18 protein-coding genes are annotated in these 20771 nt (G+C 30.2%); 5 read left to right on the top strand and 13 right to left on the bottom strand.

All coding sequences use genetic code 11. The features are described 5' to 3' along the window. Positions 1-12: 12 nt before the first annotated feature. From hrcA to OC526_RS05685, 4 genes are all read right to left on the bottom strand, one after another. Complete coding sequence (gene hrcA / locus OC526_RS05700) at positions 13-1026, bottom strand: heat-inducible transcriptional repressor HrcA (protein ID WP_262122680.1); 1014 nt, start codon at positions 1024-1026, stop codon at positions 13-15. Between the two features lie 72 nt (positions 1027-1098). Beyond that, positions 1099-2223 carry a radical SAM family heme chaperone HemW gene (gene hemW / locus OC526_RS05695; RefSeq protein WP_262122679.1) on the bottom strand — a complete coding sequence of 375 codons (1125 nt, stop codon included), beginning with the start codon at positions 2221-2223 and terminating at the stop codon, positions 1099-1101. Positions 2224-2274: 51 nt separating this feature from the next. Further along, positions 2275-3006, bottom strand: coding sequence for a hypothetical protein (locus tag OC526_RS05690; protein ID WP_262122678.1), 732 nt, complete (start codon positions 3004-3006; stop codon positions 2275-2277). Positions 3007-3059: 53 nt separating this feature from the next. Continuing rightward, positions 3060-4217 carry an AI-2E family transporter gene (locus OC526_RS05685; RefSeq protein WP_262122676.1) on the bottom strand — a complete coding sequence of 386 codons (1158 nt, stop codon included), beginning with the start codon at positions 4215-4217 and terminating at the stop codon, positions 3060-3062. Between the two features lie 82 nt (positions 4218-4299). Here OC526_RS05685 and OC526_RS05680 point away from each other — a divergent pair, with 82 nt between their 5' ends. Continuing rightward, entirely contained in the window at positions 4300-4662 is a 363-nt protein-coding gene (locus OC526_RS05680) for a VOC family protein (protein ID WP_262122674.1), read from the top strand. Positions 4663-4693: 31 nt separating this feature from the next. Here OC526_RS05680 and lepA read toward each other — a convergent pair whose 3' ends face one another. After that, positions 4694-6514 carry a translation elongation factor 4 gene (gene lepA / locus OC526_RS05675; RefSeq protein WP_262122672.1) on the bottom strand — a complete coding sequence of 607 codons (1821 nt, stop codon included), beginning with the start codon at positions 6512-6514 and terminating at the stop codon, positions 4694-4696. Next, positions 6515-7168, bottom strand: coding sequence for a signal peptidase I (gene lepB / locus OC526_RS05670; RefSeq protein ID WP_262122671.1), 654 nt, complete (start codon positions 7166-7168; stop codon positions 6515-6517). 157 nt (positions 7169-7325) lie between these two features. Between lepB and rpsT the strand changes: the two genes are divergently transcribed. Beyond that, entirely contained in the window at positions 7326-7595 is a 270-nt protein-coding gene (rpsT, locus tag OC526_RS05665; RefSeq protein WP_262122670.1) for a 30S ribosomal protein S20, read from the top strand. Between the two features lie 60 nt (positions 7596-7655). On the opposite strand, the gene holA is transcribed toward rpsT, so the two are convergent. Beyond that, a complete protein-coding gene (gene holA, locus OC526_RS05660; protein ID WP_262122668.1) occupies positions 7656-8672 on the bottom strand; it encodes a DNA polymerase III subunit delta in 1017 nt (338 codons plus the stop codon). Beyond that, the gene (locus tag OC526_RS05655) at positions 8669-10849 is read right to left on the bottom strand and encodes a DNA internalization-related competence protein ComEC/Rec2 (RefSeq protein WP_262122667.1); all 2181 of its coding nucleotides are present in this window, start codon (positions 10847-10849) and stop codon (positions 8669-8671) included. The genes holA and OC526_RS05655 overlap by 4 nt, the downstream gene beginning before the upstream one ends. Positions 10850-10914: 65 nt before the next feature. Here OC526_RS05655 and OC526_RS05650 point away from each other — a divergent pair, with 65 nt between their 5' ends. The 3 genes from OC526_RS05650 to OC526_RS05640 all read left to right on the top strand — a co-directional run bounded on the left by OC526_RS05650 (position 10915) and on the right by OC526_RS05640 (position 15282). Next, entirely contained in the window at positions 10915-11544 is a 630-nt protein-coding gene (locus tag OC526_RS05650) for a hypothetical protein (RefSeq protein WP_262122666.1), read from the top strand. A 239-nt stretch (positions 11545-11783) separates the two neighbouring features. Further along, entirely contained in the window at positions 11784-13529 is a 1746-nt protein-coding gene (locus OC526_RS05645; protein WP_262122665.1) for an ATP-binding cassette domain-containing protein, read from the top strand. Then, positions 13522-15282, top strand: coding sequence for an ABC transporter ATP-binding protein (locus tag OC526_RS05640; RefSeq protein WP_262122664.1), 1761 nt, complete (start codon positions 13522-13524; stop codon positions 15280-15282). Before OC526_RS05645 ends, OC526_RS05640 begins: the two co-directional genes overlap by 8 nt. Positions 15283-15319: 37 nt before the next feature. Here OC526_RS05640 and OC526_RS05635 read toward each other — a convergent pair whose 3' ends face one another. The 5 genes from OC526_RS05635 to leuS all read right to left on the bottom strand — a co-directional run bounded on the left by OC526_RS05635 (position 15320) and on the right by leuS (position 20771). Beyond that, the gene (locus OC526_RS05635; protein ID WP_262122662.1) at positions 15320-15910 is read right to left on the bottom strand and encodes a TVP38/TMEM64 family protein; all 591 of its coding nucleotides are present in this window, start codon (positions 15908-15910) and stop codon (positions 15320-15322) included. Between the two features lie 194 nt (positions 15911-16104). Further along, entirely contained in the window at positions 16105-16827 is a 723-nt protein-coding gene (locus OC526_RS05630) for a hypothetical protein (RefSeq protein ID WP_262122661.1), read from the bottom strand. Further along, positions 16827-17543, bottom strand: a complete 717-nt coding sequence (locus OC526_RS05625; protein ID WP_262122660.1) for a DUF5058 family protein — start codon at positions 17541-17543, stop codon at positions 16827-16829. The genes OC526_RS05630 and OC526_RS05625 overlap by 1 nt, the downstream gene beginning before the upstream one ends. 90 nt (positions 17544-17633) lie before the next feature. Beyond that, positions 17634-18239 carry an NAD(P)H:quinone oxidoreductase type IV gene (wrbA, locus tag OC526_RS05620; RefSeq protein WP_262122659.1) on the bottom strand — a complete coding sequence of 202 codons (606 nt, stop codon included), beginning with the start codon at positions 18237-18239 and terminating at the stop codon, positions 17634-17636. 120 nt (positions 18240-18359) lie between these two features. Beyond that, positions 18360-20771 carry a leucine--tRNA ligase gene (gene leuS, locus OC526_RS05615; protein ID WP_316043776.1) on the bottom strand — a complete coding sequence of 804 codons (2412 nt, stop codon included), beginning with the start codon at positions 20769-20771 and terminating at the stop codon, positions 18360-18362.

The raw sequence follows: 20771 nt of genomic DNA, 5'->3' as shown, positions 1-20771 counted from the left end.
CCTTAAACCCTTTCAATCATTAAGTAGAGTAGATATCATCATAATGTCAGATATTACATCAATATAATTAATTCTTGTAAGCCCGATAATTCCTATATGACCCACTATGTCATCATTTATTCTAAAAGATGATGTTATAACCGTGTTTTCTTTTAGTTCATCAAGCTCATTTTCATATCCTATTGATATATCCAATTTATCATATATGTTGTTACCCAAAAAACTATTTAATTTTTCTTTACTATCCAATAATTTTATAAAATCGCGAGCCTTGGATAAATCATCATATTCCTTAAAATTAAATATATTTCCCAAGCCTTCGATTTGTATCTCTCTATTTAACTTTCCAAAAGATTGGCCTTGTAGCCTTTTTTCTATAATCTCAAGCAAAGATTTGTAATCATTTAGCAAAGTTGTTTCAAGTAATTTTATATTATCATAAATCTCATTGATATCCGTTCCTACCATAGTTTTTTTAAGAACGTTATTGATAAATAATAGCTCATCAGAATTTATCTCATAATTAAGATATATACTATCTTTTATAAGCATCCCATTATCAAATACTGCAAGTAAAAGCAATTGCCTGTCTGATAATCTAATTAGCTCCATATTTACCAAAGTTTTTATTTCGTTTTTAAGTGTCATAGATACAGCTGTAAGATTTGTAAGTTCAGCTAGCATCTTTGTTGCAGTCTCAACAATGTCTTCTGCATTGTGATATCTTTTATCAAGTAAATTTATAATAGTATTACTTTTCTTTGCCCTAGCTATATCCTCCATTTCATTTTCTAGGATATAATCTACAAACATCCTGTATCCCCTATCAGAAGGAAGTCTACCACTTGAAGAATGTGCCTTTTCAATTAGTCCCATTTTTTCAAGAGAGCTCATTTCATTTCTGATTGTAGCTGGTGATACATTTAAATTGTAGGTGTCTGCAAGGCTTTTTGAACCTATTGGTTCGCCATCTGTGATGTAAGAGTCTATGATAGAGAATAATATTTTTAGCTTTCTATCATTCAAATTTTTCTCCTTTAGCACTCTTTGGTATCGACTGCTAATAATAATATACTAGCTAAAAACCCCCTGTCAAGATTATATAATTAATCTTAGAAATTCATTAGATAAGTTCATTCCGTTTTGGCTAAATTTGAAGTTTTGATCTATTATAAAAAAGTCTTGGACATCAAAATTTTCTATCTCATTTTTATATTTTTTTAAGAAATCATTACCAAATTTATTTTTAAATTCTTTTAGATTTATACCTTCAGTTTCTCTAAGTTTAAAAATTATATATTCCTTTTCTCTATCTTCACTGGAAATGAAATATTTATCTTCAATCGGAAGCTTACCTTGACCAATCATTTGATCATAGTGAATGAAATTTCTTGTATTAGTATATCTAACATTTGATATATATCCTGAACCGCTCATCCCAAATGCAAGATAGCCGTCTCCCTCCCAATATTTTTTATTATGGTAGGACTCGTATCCTTTTTTTGCAAAATTCGAAATCTCATAACGATTTAAACCAATTTTTGAAAGCTGATCGACAATTTCTCCAAATATTTCAACTTCGGTATCATCTTCCATTAAGTCTAATTTGCCTTTTTTATCCATAGCGTAAAATCTAGAACCCTCTTCTACAATCAAAGAATACCATGAAATATGTTCTGGTAATATTTTCCTTATCATCTCAAAATCATTTTTAACTGATTTGTAGTCTTGTTTCGGCAAATTTAACATTAAATCAAAACTAAGATTATCAAAGCCTACTCTTCGGATTAAGTCTATGTCATTTAGTGCAATGTCTGCTGTATGATTTCTACCGATTGCTCTTAAAACCTCATCATCAAATGACTGCACACCTAGCGATATACGATTAATTCCTAAGTCCTTATATAAAAGTAATTTATCCCTAGAAATAGAATTTGGATTACATTCAATTGTAAATTCTTTTAATTGACTTATGTCAAACTTATCTAGTGATTTTACAATCTCTTTGATATATTTTCCATCAATATAAGACGGAGTACCACCGCCAATGTATATAGAATCTATCTTGCAGCATAGTTTTTGCTGATAGATTTCTATTTCTTTTATTAAATTATTAATATAATTATCTATCCTATGCTCAAGATTCATATATGCACAAAAATCGCAATAATAACATTTTTTTTGGCAAAATGGAATATGAATATAGCATCCTACTTTTTTCATCACTTCTCCTTTTTTTTATATGTAAAAAAAGATGGCTAATGCCATCTTAAATTAAAGTATAATTTTGTAATTTTTTAGAGTATCAAATACAACTTCTCTTTTTTCATCACTTTTATCAATTATTATTTGACTATTAGCTATACCATTTTCTCTTAGTATATACAAAGTATCTAATACATAAATTTCGCTACCTACTACATAAAAATAGGCATCAGGCTTTTCATTTGCAAGCTCTTTTAACTTTTTTAAATAATCATTTCTTGATTCTAACCAATATTTAAAAAAGCATGTTCCATCAACACATTCGAAGTCTTTTTCGTATAGATGATTATCTTTTTTGTTTACATTTAGACTAATTAATTCAGGTATATTTGAATTATCAATTTCAAATTTTTTAATGAGAGGCCTCATAGTTGACATTGCTAAGCCCTGAGATAGTAAAACTATTGGCTTATCTTCTCTGCGCAAAATCATATGAGATTTTATTTTATAAATTGTAACCTCATCTCCCTCTTTTAGGTTAGAAAGGGCTTTTTTGAATACTGATTTTCTGATAGGAATTTTAGTTGTAAACTTGATAGTTCCTTCATCAGTCAATGTATTTATACTCAAGTGATGGACTAGTTTTTTATTTATTTCACTACCTGTGTCATATCCTGGCAAGGCAAGGTGAAAACTAGAACCCTCATCCCATACCAAATCTTCTGGTTTTTCCAAAGTATAGGTAAATACATTTTTGTATTCTTCTTTGATATCTAAAATCTTTACTTGATATTTATCCATTATAACTCCTTAATGATAACTGTTATCACTAACATCATTATACTGTTTAGAAATTATTCTTCATCCGGTACTTTTAAATTTCTTTTGCCTATATTTAAAGTATTTTGGATATATTCAAAAAACTCTCTGTAATCATATATCCAATTATCCATAATTCCAGACCTATAAATACCCACAATAAATATCAAAATAACTGGGAAAAATATTGCTCCACTAATTCCAAATAATCGAAGACCTGAGTATAGAGCTATTACAGATAATATAGGATGGATATTTGCCGAAGATCCGATAACTTTTGGAGCTATCACCTGACGCAATCCCGTCCAGATTATTAAAACAATTAGTAAACCTATACCTTTATTCATGTTAGAAAAAATAAAAATTTCAATAACTGTCCACGGTAGAAGCATTATAATAGGCCCAATCATTGGAAGTAAATCCAAGAATCCTAGTAATAATGCAATTGGCATAAAATATTGCTGGCCCAAAATTTTTAGGGCAATAGCCATAAGTATTGTACATAATAAGGCTAATTTTAACTGAGATTTTATATAATTCCAAGTGGAATTTTTAAATACCCTTCTAATTAAGCTAAAGTTGTTTTTTGAACTTTCAGAAAATTTAGAATGATATTTAATTGTTGCCATTTCCATATCTCCTAAAATAATATAAAAAGCGACTATAAAGGTTATAGCAAAAAATATAATATTATTTGAGGTGTTTATAAAGGCTGTCGTAAAACCAAGTGTAATATTAACAGCATTTTTTTGTAAATTTCCTAAAAACTGATAAACTGAATTTAGTCCTGATTTTATAGCATTGGATACAAATTCTGGTAAAAGATTAATTTGATAATTGACTGAATTTATCCAATCATTGGTTGATGATACAATCTTATCCCAATTTCCAATTATATTTCCTATCAATCCACTAACTTGGCTTACGATTAGTTGGGTAAACCAAACCAATAAAAATAATATTATTACTAAAAGTATAGTGCCAACTATATAAGAAATGACAGTATGTTTAATTGGCAAAAAATCATCTATTTTTTTTATTAGTGGTGTAAGAATTGCTACTAAAACCAAGGCCAAAATTATTGGCAATAGGGCATCAATTAAAGGTGGTGCTAAAAATATTAAAAATAAAATTGATAAAATTATTATTCCAGTTCGTAAAAATATGCGTTCGTATAGATTTTTGGATTCCATATTATTCCCCTTATCCTTTTATGATATTATATCACGCCTTGGGGTAAAAAATAAATAAATAAATAAGAAAAGGGGGGGAATTATGATTGACCATATAAGTTTACAAGTTTCTGATATAGGAAAATCTAAAGATTTTTATGAAAAAGTTCTTGCTGAAATTGACTTAGTTAAGAAAGTTGATTATGAAGATGCAGTTGGCTTTGGTAGGGAAGATTCTGATTTTGCAAATGAATTATGGCTTGTTGAAGGAAAACCAAATGACTTTCATATAGCCTTTAGAGTTGATAGTGAAGAAGAAGTAAATAACTTTTATAATAAGGCCTTAGAGTTAGGAGCAAAAGATAATGGTGCTCCGGGCATAAGAGAGCATTATGCTCCAAATTATTACGCAGCATTTTTTCATGATTTTGATGGAAATAATATTGAAGCAGTATTCTACAAATAAAAAAGCGATCTAGTTTTTTACTAGGTCGCTTTTAGTTTGATTGTTCATCATCATATTTTAATACTGCTAGGAATGCATCTTGTGGAACTTCTACATTTCCTAACTGACGCATACGTTTCTTACCTTCTTTTTGTTTTTCAAGCAGTTTTTTCTTTCTGGAAATATCTCCACCGTAACATTTTGCGATAACGTCTTTTCTAAGAGCTCTAACAGTTTCACGAGCTATTACTTTTCCACCGATAGCTGCTTGGATTGGTACAGCAAATTGTTGGCGTGGAATCTCATCTTTAAGTTTTTCAACAATGCCACGACCTCTAGCATATGCACTATCTTTGTGAACAATAATTGAAAGCGCATCTACTACTTGGTCATTGATTAAGATTTCAAGTTTTACTAGATTACTTGGAGCATATCCTGTTACTTCATAATCAAGTGATGCATATCCACGAGTTCTTGACTTTAAACTATCAAAGAAGTTATAAATAACCTCATTTAATGGTAACTTATATTTTATAGATACACGGGTGTCGTCTATATAGTGCATATCAATCAATTCTCCACGACGATTTTGGGCAAGACTCATTATTTGTCCTATATAGTCACTTGGAGTTATAATTTCTGCTCTAGTCATCGGTTCTTCTATATAATCAATTGTAGCTGGGTCTGGAAAATCATTTGGGTTTTGGATTTCAATTTCTTCGCTTGCACCCTTTAGTTTTACCCTGTAGATAACTGATGGTGCTGTAGCAATAATATTTAAATCATACTCACGTTCTAGCCTTTGAGTAATGATATCCATATGGAGTAGTCCCAAAAATCCTGAACGTAAACCTACACCAAGGGCTTGGGAATTTTCTTGCTCAAATACTAAGGCTGCATCATTTACTTGAAGTTTTTCTAATGCATCACGGAGTTTATCAAAACTTTCACCTTCTGCTGGATATATACCAGAATAAACCATTGGCAGAACTTCTTTGTAGCCTGAAAGTGGTTGATCAGTTGGTTTTTCTGCATTTGTGATGGTATCACCAACCCTAGCATCTTTTACTTCTTTTATACTAGCTTCTATAAATCCTACATCACCAGAACGCAACTCCTTGGTTTCAATACGATTTTTCATGGTATAACCTACGGTATTTACCTCATAAGTTTTACCAGTATTCATCATTTTTATAGTATCTCCAGGTTTTACAACCCCTTCAAAAATACGCACATAACAAATAACCCCACGATAAGCATCATAATATGAATCAAAAATAAGTGCTTTTAGTGGCTTATCATCGTGGTCTTCTGGTGCTGGAATATTTTCTACTATATCTTCAAGTACATCTTCAATATTTAGGCCAGTTTTAGCTGAAACTAATGGAATCCCATCAGTTTCAAGACCTATTTGGTTTTCAATTTCTTTTTTCACTTCATCAACTCTTGCTGATGGCAGGTCAATTTTATTTAAAACTGGTAATATTTCTAAGTCTTGGTCTAGGGCTAGATATGTATTAGCAAGGGTTTGTGCTTCTACACCTTGGCTTGAATCTACAACTAATATTGCACCTTCACAAGCTTTTAAAGATCTTGATACTTCGTAGTTAAAGTCAACGTGACCTGGTGTGTCAATTAGGTTTAAATCATAAATCTTACCATCATTCGCCTTATAATGGATTTTGATTGATTTTAATTTAATTGTAATTCCACGCTCACGTTCTAGCTCCATATCATCTAACATTTGATTTTGCATTTCTCTTTCAGATAGGTGTTCGGATTTTTCAATCAGCCTATCAGCAAGAGTGCTTTTACCATGGTCTATGTGGGCAATTATAGAAAAATTTCTTATATTGTCTTTTCTTTGTGTCATCTATTTATTTTCTCCGTATGGATTATTGTCTATATTTCCCATGTCATTAAATGGATAAAATCTATAAAATGCATGACCTACTATTTCTTCTTTTTGAACTGGACCGTAATTTCTTGAGTCATTGCTGGCACCTTCTGCCCTGTTATCACCCATTACAAAATATTGGCCGTCTAAAAGATACCATTCATAAGTATCACTTGTTTGTAGAGTGTAGTCTACAGATGTATATGGTTCTTTTAGTTCTTCGTCGTTGATATATACTTTTTCATCTTTTAGAGTTACTGTATCGCCTGGAAGGCCTACTACTCTTTTTACATAAAGTTTGCCTGGAAAATCTGGCGCATTTAAGATTACAATATCTCCTCTGTCATAATCGTGGAAGTGCTTACCGATTTTATTCATAAAAAGCATATCTCCATCATGCAGAGTATTTAACATGGATTTTCCCGATACCCTTGTTGCATCTATAAACAGCCACTTGATAAGTGCGGCAATTAAAAGAGCAACGACTATTGATTTTATCCAATCAAGTATGCCTTCATCGTCTTTTTTAGGATCTTTTTTATCATTGATACTTTCATTTTTCACAATTGTAGGGCCATTATTAGTTTCTGGTTCTACAACAACTTTTACTTTTTCATTTTCATTAGTCATATAAATATCCTCTCATTCATTATTATATTATAATATAAAAGTCAAAAACTACCAATTATTTAGGCTAATTAATAAATAAAACTTGTATGTTTCAATTTTCTATGGTAAAATGTATCAGTCAAGCAAAAAAAGACTAACTAAGAAAGAGGGTGAAATAATGGCAAATATTAAATCAGCTCAAAAAAGAATCGAAACAACAAAAAGAGATACTGAAAGAAATAAAGCAAAAAAATCAGAAATCAAAACATACATCAAAAAATTTGATCAAGCTTTAGAAGCTGGTAATGTTGACGAAGCTCGTGAAATCTTTAGACACGTTGATAAAAGAATGAAACAGGCTGAAGCAAAAAACATTATACACAAAAATAAAGTAGCTAGAACAGCATCTAGATTACAAAAAGCAATGAATGAAGCACAAAATGCTTAATAAAAAATGAGCAATAATCAGTAATGGATCCACACATATGTCTACTGATAATTGCTCATTTTATTTTGCAGAAATTTCCCTAATTAACAATAATAATTCTAATTCCATATCAAAATCAACTGATTTTTGCCTATATTCCATATCAAACATCCTAGAGTGGATATCAAATAATTCCGGCAAAGAAAAATTTCTACTATAATTCTTAATTTTCTTTAATTCATAAGCTCCAATTCCAAGATTTTTCATCATAAAAGTATCGTTGTATCCATTTATGTATAAAGATTTTACACCTATTAGATTTCTTATCTGCCTTATTATCATATGGTAGATCATAAATAAATCTTCATTAGCCCTTGCCATTTTTAAATAAATACTTGTCGCTTCCTTTGGATTTTTGGCACTCATTGCATCTGTTAAATTAAATATATTTATATTTAAAACTTCATCTAGCTGATCAAATACATCCTGTGATTTTACAATTTCTTCACTAGAATTTGCAATGATTTTATCAACAACGTTCACTATTTGATAAAGGTCAATTTCACTGTCTTTATTTAGGTATGAAAACCTATTTACTATTTCAACTACAAGTGATCTTTGGATTTTTTTGCCATTTCTAACAAATCTTTTTCCAATAAATGACTCTAATTCTTTTTGATTAAGTCTATTAATTTCTACAATTTCACCATCTTTTGCAATATTTTTATAAAATTTACCTTTGAATGGTGGATTATCAGAAAAAATTAACAGTGTAGAAAAATCTGGAAATGACTTAAAATCATTTGATAAAACTTCAAGCGTACTTTCATATTCCTTTATAGAATTTTTTGATAAGTCTATATTTCTCCAAATTATAAACTTTTTATCTTCCATAACCGGGTAAGTTTCATAAGAAGTTTTAATTAATTCTACATCCTTACTTCCCTTTATTTCTACTAAGTTAAAGTCAGGAATATTTACTTTGTTACGCACTTCTTCTATGATAGTATCGTTTAAAAATTCTTCTTTAGAATCAAATAAATAAACTCCACTAGTTTTATCATCGATTAAAAGATTCATAAATTCTTTGAAATTCATTTAAAAAAACCTCCTTTCAAATATTTTTCTATTCTTACATTTTTATCAAAATATATTTTTACCATTCCATCTGTTTGGGTATTAAACATTTTTACTCCATCTAGATTATTAATTACATCTGAACTTGGGTGGCCATAGCGATTATTGCGTCCTGCAGATATTAGTGCAGCCTTTGGTTTTACTTTTTCTACAAATTCTTTTGAAGTAGAAGTTTTTGATCCATGGTGGGAAACTTTTAAAATATCAGCTTCTTGATCAATTTGTTCTTCATACTCTTTTGGCAAGTCTCCCAAAGTTATTATTTTTGTACCTTTAATGTTAATTAAAAGTCCAAGTGATTCTGCATTTTCTTCACCAGATTCTCCATCAAATATACACTCAATGTATCCATTTTTTAATTTTATAGTATCATTCTCTTTTATGATCTCTGGTTTATATTTTGAAATAGTAGCAATATTATTTTTACTTGTTAATATATGCTCTACATAAAAGTTGTCCATTAGTAGATTTATATTCCCGCTATGGTCACTATCCTCGTGAGAAATAAAAACAGCCTTTATATTTTTTACACCAATAGATTTTAAATAAGGAACTAATATTTTTTCGCCACTATCATAATCATCATACTTAGGTCCACCTACATCAATTAAATAATAATCTCCCCTATCATTTATCAAAAATGCATCGCCTTGGCCTATATCTATCATCGAAAAACTAGTTTCTGGATTTAGCTTTTCATATCCTAGACTAGAAATTACGATAAATAAATTTATTATATAAAATTTCTTTATCAAATCCTTATTTGATTTTCTAATATATATGCTAATTAATATTAGGAAATAGAGGTATATGGATATTAATATGTTTTGATGAATAAATTCTATATTTAAAAATCTCAGACCGCTTAACATGGAAGTTAAATTTAATATAGAATTTATTAAATAGTCCAGAATAAAATAAACTGGAGTAAGGATAAATCTTAATATTGGATAAAATATAACAATTACAAACATTATGTACATAGATATTGTAAAAATCGGCAAAATTAAAAAGTTTGCCATAATGCTCATCAAATTTATTTTGCCATAATAAAATGCTGTAAAAGGAAATATGCTTGCTTGAATTGAAGCTGTAAATCTAACACTTTCTGATATTAAATTATCATTTAATAATCTTTTTACTTTTGGATATATTAAGTAAACACCACTTGTGGCTACAAATGATAAAACAAAACCTGCATTTAAGATTGCAAAGGGATTAAATAATAATATCAAAAATGCTGCTATCAATAAAGATTTAATCTTATCTTCTGGTTTTTGCCAAATAAAAGCTAGAAATCCAATCAAATTAATTATTAAAACTCTAATTACCGAAAATGGAAAGCCTATCAAAAATCCATAAAATCCACAGGTTAAAAGTCCAAATATATATCCGTATTTATAATTTAAATTTATTTTTCTGAAAATTAAAAGTATAAAAGCCAAAAGCAAATCAATATGTAAACCAGACACAGCCAAAATATGTGCAAGTCCCAAATCTTTTATGCCATCATTTTGAATTAAATTTTCCCCTAAAACTACAGATATTATAAAATTTGAAGCTTCTTTACTTAAATTGCTTTCAAAAATTTTATGAATATAGTTATAAAAATTTTTCCTAAAATTTAAAAATACAGAATTACTTTTTGCACTTTTCTTTATAGATTCTAACTTAATATTACTTGCAATTCCCTTTGAAATCAGATAATTTCTATAATTAAATAAGTTTGGATTTGTATTTTTATTTGCTAGGCTTACCTCGCCTTCTATTAAATAAATATCGCCAATATCAAAATCATATTCTGTAAAAACAAGAGATTTTTCTGTTATATTATGACCTCTAGCCCTAACAAAATATCTATATCTATCATTAACTTTCCTTTTTTCTAAAATAGTAATTTCTAATGTTTTATCGGGATAGTCTATAAGTTTATATTGCTTTAAATTATAGAAACTCAATATAAAACCTAATGAAAGACCTATCGGGAATAATAAAAGCTTTTTATCGATAAAATATATAAGTAATCCAGAAATAAGGCATAAAAGAATTACGAAAACAATATTAATTGATTCAAAATTAATGAACAATCCTATTCCTGATATAAATCCTATTAAAGCGATAAAAATTTTCTTTCTCATAGCCCAACCTCGGGTATATTATATCATATGATTAAGTATTAGTTTTAATTAAAGGAAGGTAGATTATGCAGAAAATTTACTTAAAATATCCAGAAATAACAGAATTAAAAGCAAATATAGTCTCAAGACGTTCCCAAGATAACTACACTCAAATAATTTTAGACCGCACAATATTTATGGCAGAAACATTTGGATTTTTGAAAGATTTTGGCAGTATATCTGACTTAGAAATCGTATCAATTGAAGAAAAGCGAGATAATATTATACATACAGTTAAAGGCCGACCTCAAAAGTCAGAAGTTATTTTAAAATTAAATGATAAAAACAGAATCAAAAATTTAGCTTATAATACAGCATTTATTATTTTTAAATTAGTATTCACCAGCTTTTACCAAGCAAAAGATTTAAAGTTAACTATTACTGAGGATAGGTCGGTAATAAAAATTGCAGATTTTTATGATAATTTTGATAAATCATTAATAGAAAATCAAACTAATTTTATAATTGAAAAAGCATTAAAAATTGATAACAAGCAAGGAATAACTTCCATAGCTCCCCTCGGAGAGGTAATAAATAACGAAATTTGCTTTGATAATACATCAAAAGTACGTGGATTTAAAATATCTGAAATCGAAAGTTTTGGAAATGATCTGGAGCTAGAATTTATCGCAGGTAGAGATATTATATTAGAATAATAAAATCATGATGGCAGCTAGCCATCTTTTTTTTAAAATTTTTACACATATTTTTTACATATTTACATTAATAATTTATCATGCTATACTATTGATAAATATATTTAAGGAGGATAAAAATGAACAATAGATTAAAAATAAATTGGTGCATAAACGTATCTGACAGTCAAAGTAAGTACATATACTCCTTGCTTTGGCTATAAACAAAAATCAAGGAGGAAGCGGAAAATTCCGCACTTATGAAAGAAATAAAATTTATTTTTAAACAAATGTGGTCTAAAGACCCATTTATGTATTTTATAATTATCGCCTATGCTATATTAAATGGAATCTTGCCATTTGTATGGATACTGGCTCCCGCTTATATTATCAAAAATAAGCACAATAATCTCGAATTTTTCCTACTATTTTTTGTAGGTCTATTTTTAGTAACTTCTATTATAAGGTTTTTATCTTCATTTTTAATAGGAAATTACAGAATGAGAATGAATAGGATTCGTTATAGCCTTAATAGTAAAGTTATTTCTTATTCCTTAAATCTATCATACAAAGACCAACAAGATAAAAAAATAAAAGAAACTATTACCGAAGCTAACAGAGCTATAGAATATCCCTTCGATGGTTTTGGAGGTATCGTACTTTACATGCCGCAAACTATGGGTCAGGTAGTAAGTTTAATCGGATTTTTATGGATATTCACTAAACTTGATTGGTATCTAGTCTTATATATAGTTTTAATGACATTAGCCACAGGTAGAATATATTATAAACTTGCTTTCACCTATGAAGAGTACTGGGAAGAGATTGACCATACCTGGGAGCAACTAAACCAGCTTAATTATGAGCTGAAAAATCCTATATCTAAACTTGATATTCTTATGTATGACATAACAAGTGTCTTTAAAAAATATTATTTTGGAGTTAGTAACTTTAAGTATCAAAAATTAGCAGAAAATAATAAAAAGGTTTTAAAGCTCCAAGTGGCTGCAAGAACAATTTCTCTACTAAGAGACATTCCAGTCTTTATTTGGATGATTTTAAAGCTTACAGAAGGTTTTTTAAAAGTGTCTGAGTTTTATGTCCTCTTTACAGCTGTTTTTGGATTTATACTAGTAACCTATGCTTTATCTATGTCATTAGCTGATATAGCAAAGAATCTTAAATTTATGAAACCATACATATCTTTAAAAATAAATGAAATTAAAGATTACGATAGATTAGATTTTGATAGATTTGACATCCAACTAAAAGATGTGTGTTTTAGATATCCAAACACTCAAAGAAATGTTCTAGATCATATAAATCTAAATATTCCTAGTGGCCAATCAATTGCACTGGTTGGAGAAAATGGTGCTGGTAAAACAAGCTTAGCTATGTTACTAGCAGGCCTCTATGAGCCTACTAGTGGTCAAATTTTGTTAAATGGCAAGGACATAAATAGTTATAATGTTGATCTTAAAGCATATGTTGCTGCAGTTTTTCAAGACTCTCTTTTACTTCCCTACACTATCAAAGAAAATGTGTTAATGAGTGGAAATGATAAAAGTCCAAATGAACTTTACGAAAAAACTGGCCTAGATGAAATTATAAATAAATATGAAAAAAAGGATGAACAGATTCTCTTAAGAACTCTGAATGACGATGGAGTGGACATATCTGGTGGGCAAAAACAAAGATTATTTTTAGCTCGAGCTCTTAATAAAGAAAGTGCAAAGCTACTATTATTAGATGAGCCAACTGCTCAACTGGATGCAATAGCAGAAAGAGATTTATATGAACTTTATGATATGGAATCTAAGGACAAATCAAGTGTATTTATCTCACATAGGCTAGCTTCTACTAAATTTTGTGATAAGGTCATTTACCTTAAAAATGGAAAAATCATAGAAGAAGGAAGTCATGATGAGCTGATTGATTTAAACGGCGAATATAAAGAGCTTTTTGAAATACAAGCTAAGAATTATAAGGAGAACCATAATGCATAATTATATTAGACTTATAAGACTTATAAATTCTAAAGAAAAAGGATTTACTATTAGGACTATAATATACTCATTATTGCTAGGTATCCTTCCTTTATTTAGACTAATTGCCCCTAAATTTATCATAGATGAGTATGGTGGCCAAGGACGAGTGGAAATAATGCTAAGTCTAGCACTATTAGCATTGATTCTAAATTACATCACTGATATTCTTAAGGTAAAATCCAGCCAATATTACATGATGAGCTTAGATCGTGTAAATAATACCCTGACATATGATTTAAATGAGAAGATACTAATGCTACCCCTAGAAATGACTGACAGTAAATCCACTCAAGACAAGGTTGAACAAGCTGTAACAGGCCTAGGTAATCTCTGGGGATTATTCGAATTCTTAGGTTTTGGCCTAAGTGAAGTAGCAATAGGTATTTTTTCAGTAATTATCCTGATAAGATTAAATCCACTCCTTCCCTTACTGATTGTACTATTATTTTTAATAAGTAAACCAATAACTAAAAAATTAAAGAACAATGAAAAAGAAAATCAAAAAAGATCTGCAGAAGAAATTCGCATATATAAATACTATTTTAACTTTGCTAGAGATTTCAAATACTCAAAGGACATTAAAATATATAATGCAGAAAATTTAATACTTGATAAGGCAGATTTTCATTTGAATCAAATGTATGAACTAAACCACAAGTACTTTACAATAAATGGGATCTATTTAGGACTGATAAGTGTAATAAACAACCTTGGCATAGTTGGATCATTTATATATATAGCAAGTAAATTATTAAAAAAAGCTATAAGTGTAGCTGATTTCACCCTATATTTTAATTCCATAAATGGTCTAATTGAGGGATTCAACCAATTACAGTCTTACTATCCAGAACTTGCTCGATTGAATGTCACTATCGAAGCACTGTTTGACTTTATGGATATTGAAGAATGTCGCAATGAAGATGGAGACATAAATGATATTGACCTTTCTAAAGTTAAGATTGAATTTAGAGATGTATCTTTTAAGTATCCAAAAAGCGATGAATATGTTTTAGAAAACTGCTCATTTATAATAAATCCTGGTGAAACCGTAGCCCTAGTAGGACGTAATGGTGCAGGTAAATCAACTATCGTGAAGTTGCTTTGTAAGTTCTATGATGTAACTAGTGGAGAAATTCTACTAAACGGAATCAACATAAATGATATTAACACCTCCTATTATTACAAAATCCTTTCCCCGACTTTCCAAGACTTTAGACTATTTCCTTTCAGGATTGATGAAAATGTGTCGACCGTATCGTATTCTAAACTGACTGATGCTGACTATCTAGAAATGGATAAGTCTTTTGAATTGTTAAATATAAAAGATTGGGTAGATAATCTTCCAAAGCTTAAAGCTAACCATATAACAGCTTTACTGGATGAAAAAGGAGTGCAACCATCAGGTGGTATTGGTCAAAAACTTGCCCTCGCCCGTTCTATGTATCATAAAGGTAAATTTATTATCATGGATGAGCCTACAAGTGCCCTAGATCCACGTAGTGAGCAAGAAATATTTGAAAATATGCTAGCTATTACAAAAGATCAGACTTCATTATTCATCTCCCACAGGCTATCTTCAACCAAATATGCAGATAGAATACTTGTTTGTAACAATGGTCATATTGACGAAGTTGGTACTCACGATGAGCTCTTAAAGGTTAATAAATTATATAGTGAGATGTTTAATACCCAAGCAAATCTATATGTATAAAAAAAGCGATTAGAAATATTTCTAGTCGCTTTTTAAATTAAATTTTCTTTACTATCCATTCAAGTCCCATTGCCCATCCCATAGAGTATAGGAATATTGATGGAGGTTTACATAAAAGAATGATTGTTGCATATTTTTTAAAACTCATATCAGAAAGTCCGGTTAAGTAGCATAAAAAATCATCTGGGGCTACTGGTAAAAGTATTGCCCAGGCAAAGAATTTCTCATAGGTTTTATCTTTTATTTTATGTTTATATTTGTCAAAAGTTTCTTGACCAAAAAAGTTTAAAATAATTGATTTTCCAAATGTTCTTGATATAAAAAATACTAACATTGATCCTAAACAAATTGATATGTAGTTATAGATAAAACCCCAAAAAGGACCAAATATTACTACCCCAAATACTGTTGTCAAACCACCAGGTATAATTGGTACTACGATTTGAGTTATTTGTACTAGCATAAAAATTATATGAGCCCAAGCTCCGTAGGATAAGATAAATTCTCTAAAACTATCAATTGAGTTAAATAGTCCCTCTTTGTATCCTATATATCCAAGTATTGTTAATATCAAAAGAACTATTACTGCTATTATATTGTATAAATTTTTCTTAAGAAATTCTTTCATTAGACCTTCTTTTTTTGATTTTTGTACTGCTACCATAATACAATAATACACATTTGAGTCATATTTGTCAAATTAAAGTATAAATTTAATAAAGCTTAAAAATATCTAATAAATATTATACCCGAGCAATTTTTACCATATCTTAATAAAAAACATGGTGTATCACTCATTATGATACACCATACAAGTATAATTTACAAGTTATTATTAGAGGCTTTTGGTCTTAATTTTATAATTCCTTTCTTATAAAATAGATAAGCTAATAGTACAGAAAGGAGCATTATTATAACCATTGCAAATCCTTGTTTTTTATCTAAATTCATAATAAAGATATTAACAACAAAGACTATTAATAAATCAATTATCCCTATCAGATATTTATTTTTTGCCTCATAATTACCAGCTGAATTATTTAATAATGTACCTACTAACATAGAACCAAAAAGTGCAGGCATTATGTAGCTAGTGGCTGTTTTTACAACAGGAGATGTAAGTATTGGACTTAGTGGTACTAAAAGTAATAGTCCAATTAAGATTATAACCATAGTTGTCATACCAGAAACACAAACGGCAATCATTCCTATTACATCCGCTTCCTCTGTTCCAGGATCTTGGTCAACAGATGCTAGAGCTGTAAGATAGGCTGGGAATTTTATATTTGTCACATTGCCCATAATAGAATTAATATATGCAGAGTTTCCAGTTATTGGAATCATAGAAAGTTGTTCTGCAAGCGCAACTGGTATATACATGGCTAAAAGTGGACCAGCAGATCCTATTACCGAATCAAAACTAGGCCAAATATTGTATGCAGTACAAATAATAGCTGGAATAACAAACATTATTAAAATACAAACAATTGTAGCTATTCTACCAAGTTTGTAAGTTGTATCCATATAAGTTTTTTTATTTTCCATTATAAAACTCCTTCAAAAAATACACCTGCTGCCATACCAATTATTAGCGCAAAACTCATTATAAAATCTGCCAGCCAATCAATCTTATACTTTTTAGAAATCTGTCCTAATATAAGTGTTACTAAAATAGATGTAATTGCAACTGTCGCATGTGTTTTTGATTTTAAAAACTCAATTGGAAAAAAAACTGTAACCATACCAAAAGTAAGCACTGATAGGGCCAGCTCTCTAAATGGAGATGATTTTGTTCCAACTCCAGATACTTTTTTGTGGTATTTCTCTAGAAAAAATATATTAAATATCATCCCACCGAGAATAGAAATTGTCATTGTAAACATAATTGTTCCAATTGCACTAGGATCGGCAGAAGCTTGATAGGTTGCAAGATCTTGATAGCCTAATCCTTTAACAGCCAAGTCTGCTGCAGTAAGTTCGTATGGTAATGATCCCACAACAGAGAGTCTAAACCATGGCCAAGGAATACCCAAAAGTGGCGATAATGTTATAAGGCCTATTATTACGGCAATTGATGGCACAATGGAAAAAACTAAGGAACTTTTTATGGTTGCCTTTACTTTCTCATCAGCAATGCCTAACTCTTTAGCTCTTTTTTTTGCCCTTAGAAAAAACATTACACATATTAAAAATATAATTAATAAGCCTAGAGCAACTAATATGTACAATAATTTACTGTTTAAAATATCAAATATATTCATAAAACCTCCTTGAAATATAATTATTTTATACCCTAAAATGTAATTATTGCATTTAAAAAAACCTAGCATTTCTGCTAGGTCATAATTATATTATCCTATAAATTTTTGTGTAATTTCTATTAACCTTCTTGTTTGGTGTTCTATAGCAGGTTTTATTTCATTGCTTATTTCATAAGTTTCAGGTGACTGAGTTGCAGAAATACCATATGGGTTACCACCTTGAGCAAATATTGAATCATCTGTATAACCAGTTGGTACAATTATAGATCCCCAGTGCATGGCAGATGTATAGATTGCACGGATGGTATGTTCTTGACCACCATTTGGATTTTGTGATGATGAAAAAGCTGTAACAAATTTATTTACTAGCTTACCCTCGCTCCAAACTCCTCCAAGTGAATCAAAAAAATCTTTCATTTGGCTAGATACATTACCAAATCTAGTTGGTGTTGAAAATATGATTGCATCTGCCCATACTAAATCTTCTGGACTTGCTACTTCTAAATCCTCTGTTTCCTTAAGTGTCTTATCCCACAATGAGTCTGGTTCAACTTCTGATGTATCTCTAAGTTCTCTAACCTTTAAAAGTCTAACCTCAGCACCATTTTTTTCTGCTTCTTCTTTGGCAATAGTTGACATCTTATAATTAACTCCTGTTTGAGAGTAAAAAACTATAGCTAATTTTACTTTTTCCATAATTATATCCTTTCTAGCTTTATCAACTTATAGTCTAGATATATTATACCAATATTTCTTATTTTTATTTAAGTGGTTAATTTTTTATAAAAAAAGTAGGACAATAGTCCTACTGAATTATTAAGCAACTACGATATTTAAAATCTTACCTGGTACGTATATTACTTTTCTTATTTCTTTATTTTCTAAATGGCTTGAAATGTTATTATCAGCTTTTGCAGCTTCAACTGCATCATCTTCACTTGCATCCATGGCCATGATTACTTTGCCACGCATCTTACCATTAATTTGAACTGGCATTTCAAATTCGTCTAGTACTAGCTTTTTCTCATCAAATGTTGGCCAAGCAGCTTCATTTAGTTTTCCTTCAAATCCTGCTAGTTCCCATAGCTCTTCTGTTAAGTGAGGTGCAACAGGGTTTAATAGGATGATATAAGTTTTAAAATCAGATTTTGTTATTTTGCCAAGAGATCTCATATCATTTGAAAGCGACATAAGGCTTGCTATAGCTGTGTTAAATTTTAAATTTTCGTAATCTTCAGATACTTTTTTGATAGTTTGATGGATAGCTACTTCAAGGTCCTTGCTGTAATTATCCCCATCTTCTACCAATTCAATCATATTATACACACGTTCTAAGTATTTACGGCAGCCACGTACACCTTCATCTGACCAAATAGCAGTTGATCCAAAATCACCTATAAACATCTCATAAGTTCTTAGAGTGTCTGCTCCATAATCACGGATGATATCATCTGGATTTACAACATTCCCACGAGATTTACTCATTTTTTGATGGTCTTCCCCTAAAATCATTCCGTGGCTTGTTCTTTTTTGATATGGTTCTTTTGTTGGCACTACTCCAATATCATATAAAAATTTATGCCAAAACCTAGAGTATAACAAGTGCAGAGTAGTGTGCTCCATACCGCCGTTATACCAGTCAATCGGACTATAATAATCTAATGCTTCCTCGCTAGCAATAGCTTCGGTATTATGTGGGTCCATATATCTTAAGTAATACCAAGAGCTTCCTGCCCATTGCGGCATGGTGTCTGTTTCTCTTTTTGCAGGTCCTCCACAAACTGGACAAGTTGTGGTAACAAATTTCTTGATTTCTGAAAGAGGTGATTCACCAGTAGCTGTTGGTTCGTAAGTTTCTACTTCTGGTAATTTTATAGGAAGTTCACTTTCATCAACTGGATTCCAACCGTGTTCTTCACAATAAATCATTGGAATTGGCTCACCCCAATATCTTTGACGTGAGAAGACCCAGTCACGTAATTTAAAGTTTGTTGTAGCTTCACCTAGATTATTTTCTTCTATGAATTCTATTGCTTTTTGTTTTGCATCCGCTACTTCAAGTCCATTTAAGAATTCAGAATTAATTGCTCTTCCTTTGTTTATATCTGTTAAAGGTAGCTCAGCTTCCCCTTCTGTTTCATAAACTTGGACAATTGGCATATCAAATTTTTTTGCAAATTCAAAATCTCTGCTATCATGAGCTGGCACTGCCATAATAGCTCCAGTACCATAAGACATTAAAACATAATCTGAAACCCAAATTGGAATTTCCTTACCTGATAATGGGTTTATAGCAGTGATTCCCTCTAGCATTACCCCAGTTTTATCTTTGTTTAATTCTGCTCTTTCAAAATCAGATTTTTTACGAGCTTCTTCTTGGTATGATACAACCTCATCAAAATTAGTAATTTTTTCTTTAAATTCATTTAATGCTGGATGTTCTGGAGAAATTACCATGTAGGATACTCCAAATATAGTATCTGGTCTTGTTGTATAAACTGTTAATTTATAATCTGAATCTTTAATTGCAAAATTTACATTTGCTCCCTTAGATCTACCTATCCAGTTAATTTGTTGGGCTTTAATCCTATCTTCATAATCTACATCATCTAGGTCATCGATTAACCTATCAGCATATTCTGTGATTTTAAGCATCCATTGATTTTTCATCTTATGAACTACTTCTGTACCACATCTTTCACATTTGCCATCTACTACTTCTTCGTTAGCAAGACCAACCTGGCAGGAAGGACACCAGTTTACGCTCATTTCATTTTTGTAAGCCAAACCGTGTTTATATAGTTGGATAAAAATCCATTGGCTCCATTTATAATAGTCTGGGTCAGTTGTATTTACTTCCCTATCCCAGTCAAAAGAAAAACCAATTGATTTTAATTGAGCTTTAAAGTTTTTTATGTTATTTTCTGTTACTATTGCTGGGTGGATTTTATTTTTAATTGCATAGTTTTCTGTTGGTAGACCAAAGGCATCCCACCCCATCGGATAAAGTACGTTGTATCCTTCTAATCTTCTTTTTCTAGAAACCACATCAAGTGCTGTATATGGTCTTGGGTGACCAACGTGTAGTCCTTGACCAGATGGATAAGGAAATTCAACAAGGCCATAGAATTTTTCCTTATCATGGTCTATTTCGCTATGGAAAGTTTTATCTTCATCCCAAATTTTTTGCCATTTTTTCTCAATGGCATTGGGATTATATTCTGGAAT

The sequence above is a fragment of the Anaerococcus sp. Marseille-Q5996 genome (assembly GCF_946893725.1).
GTDB lineage: Bacteria > Bacillota > Clostridia > Tissierellales > Peptoniphilaceae > Anaerococcus > Anaerococcus martiniensis.
This window is presented reverse-complemented; position numbering and strand designations above follow the sequence as displayed.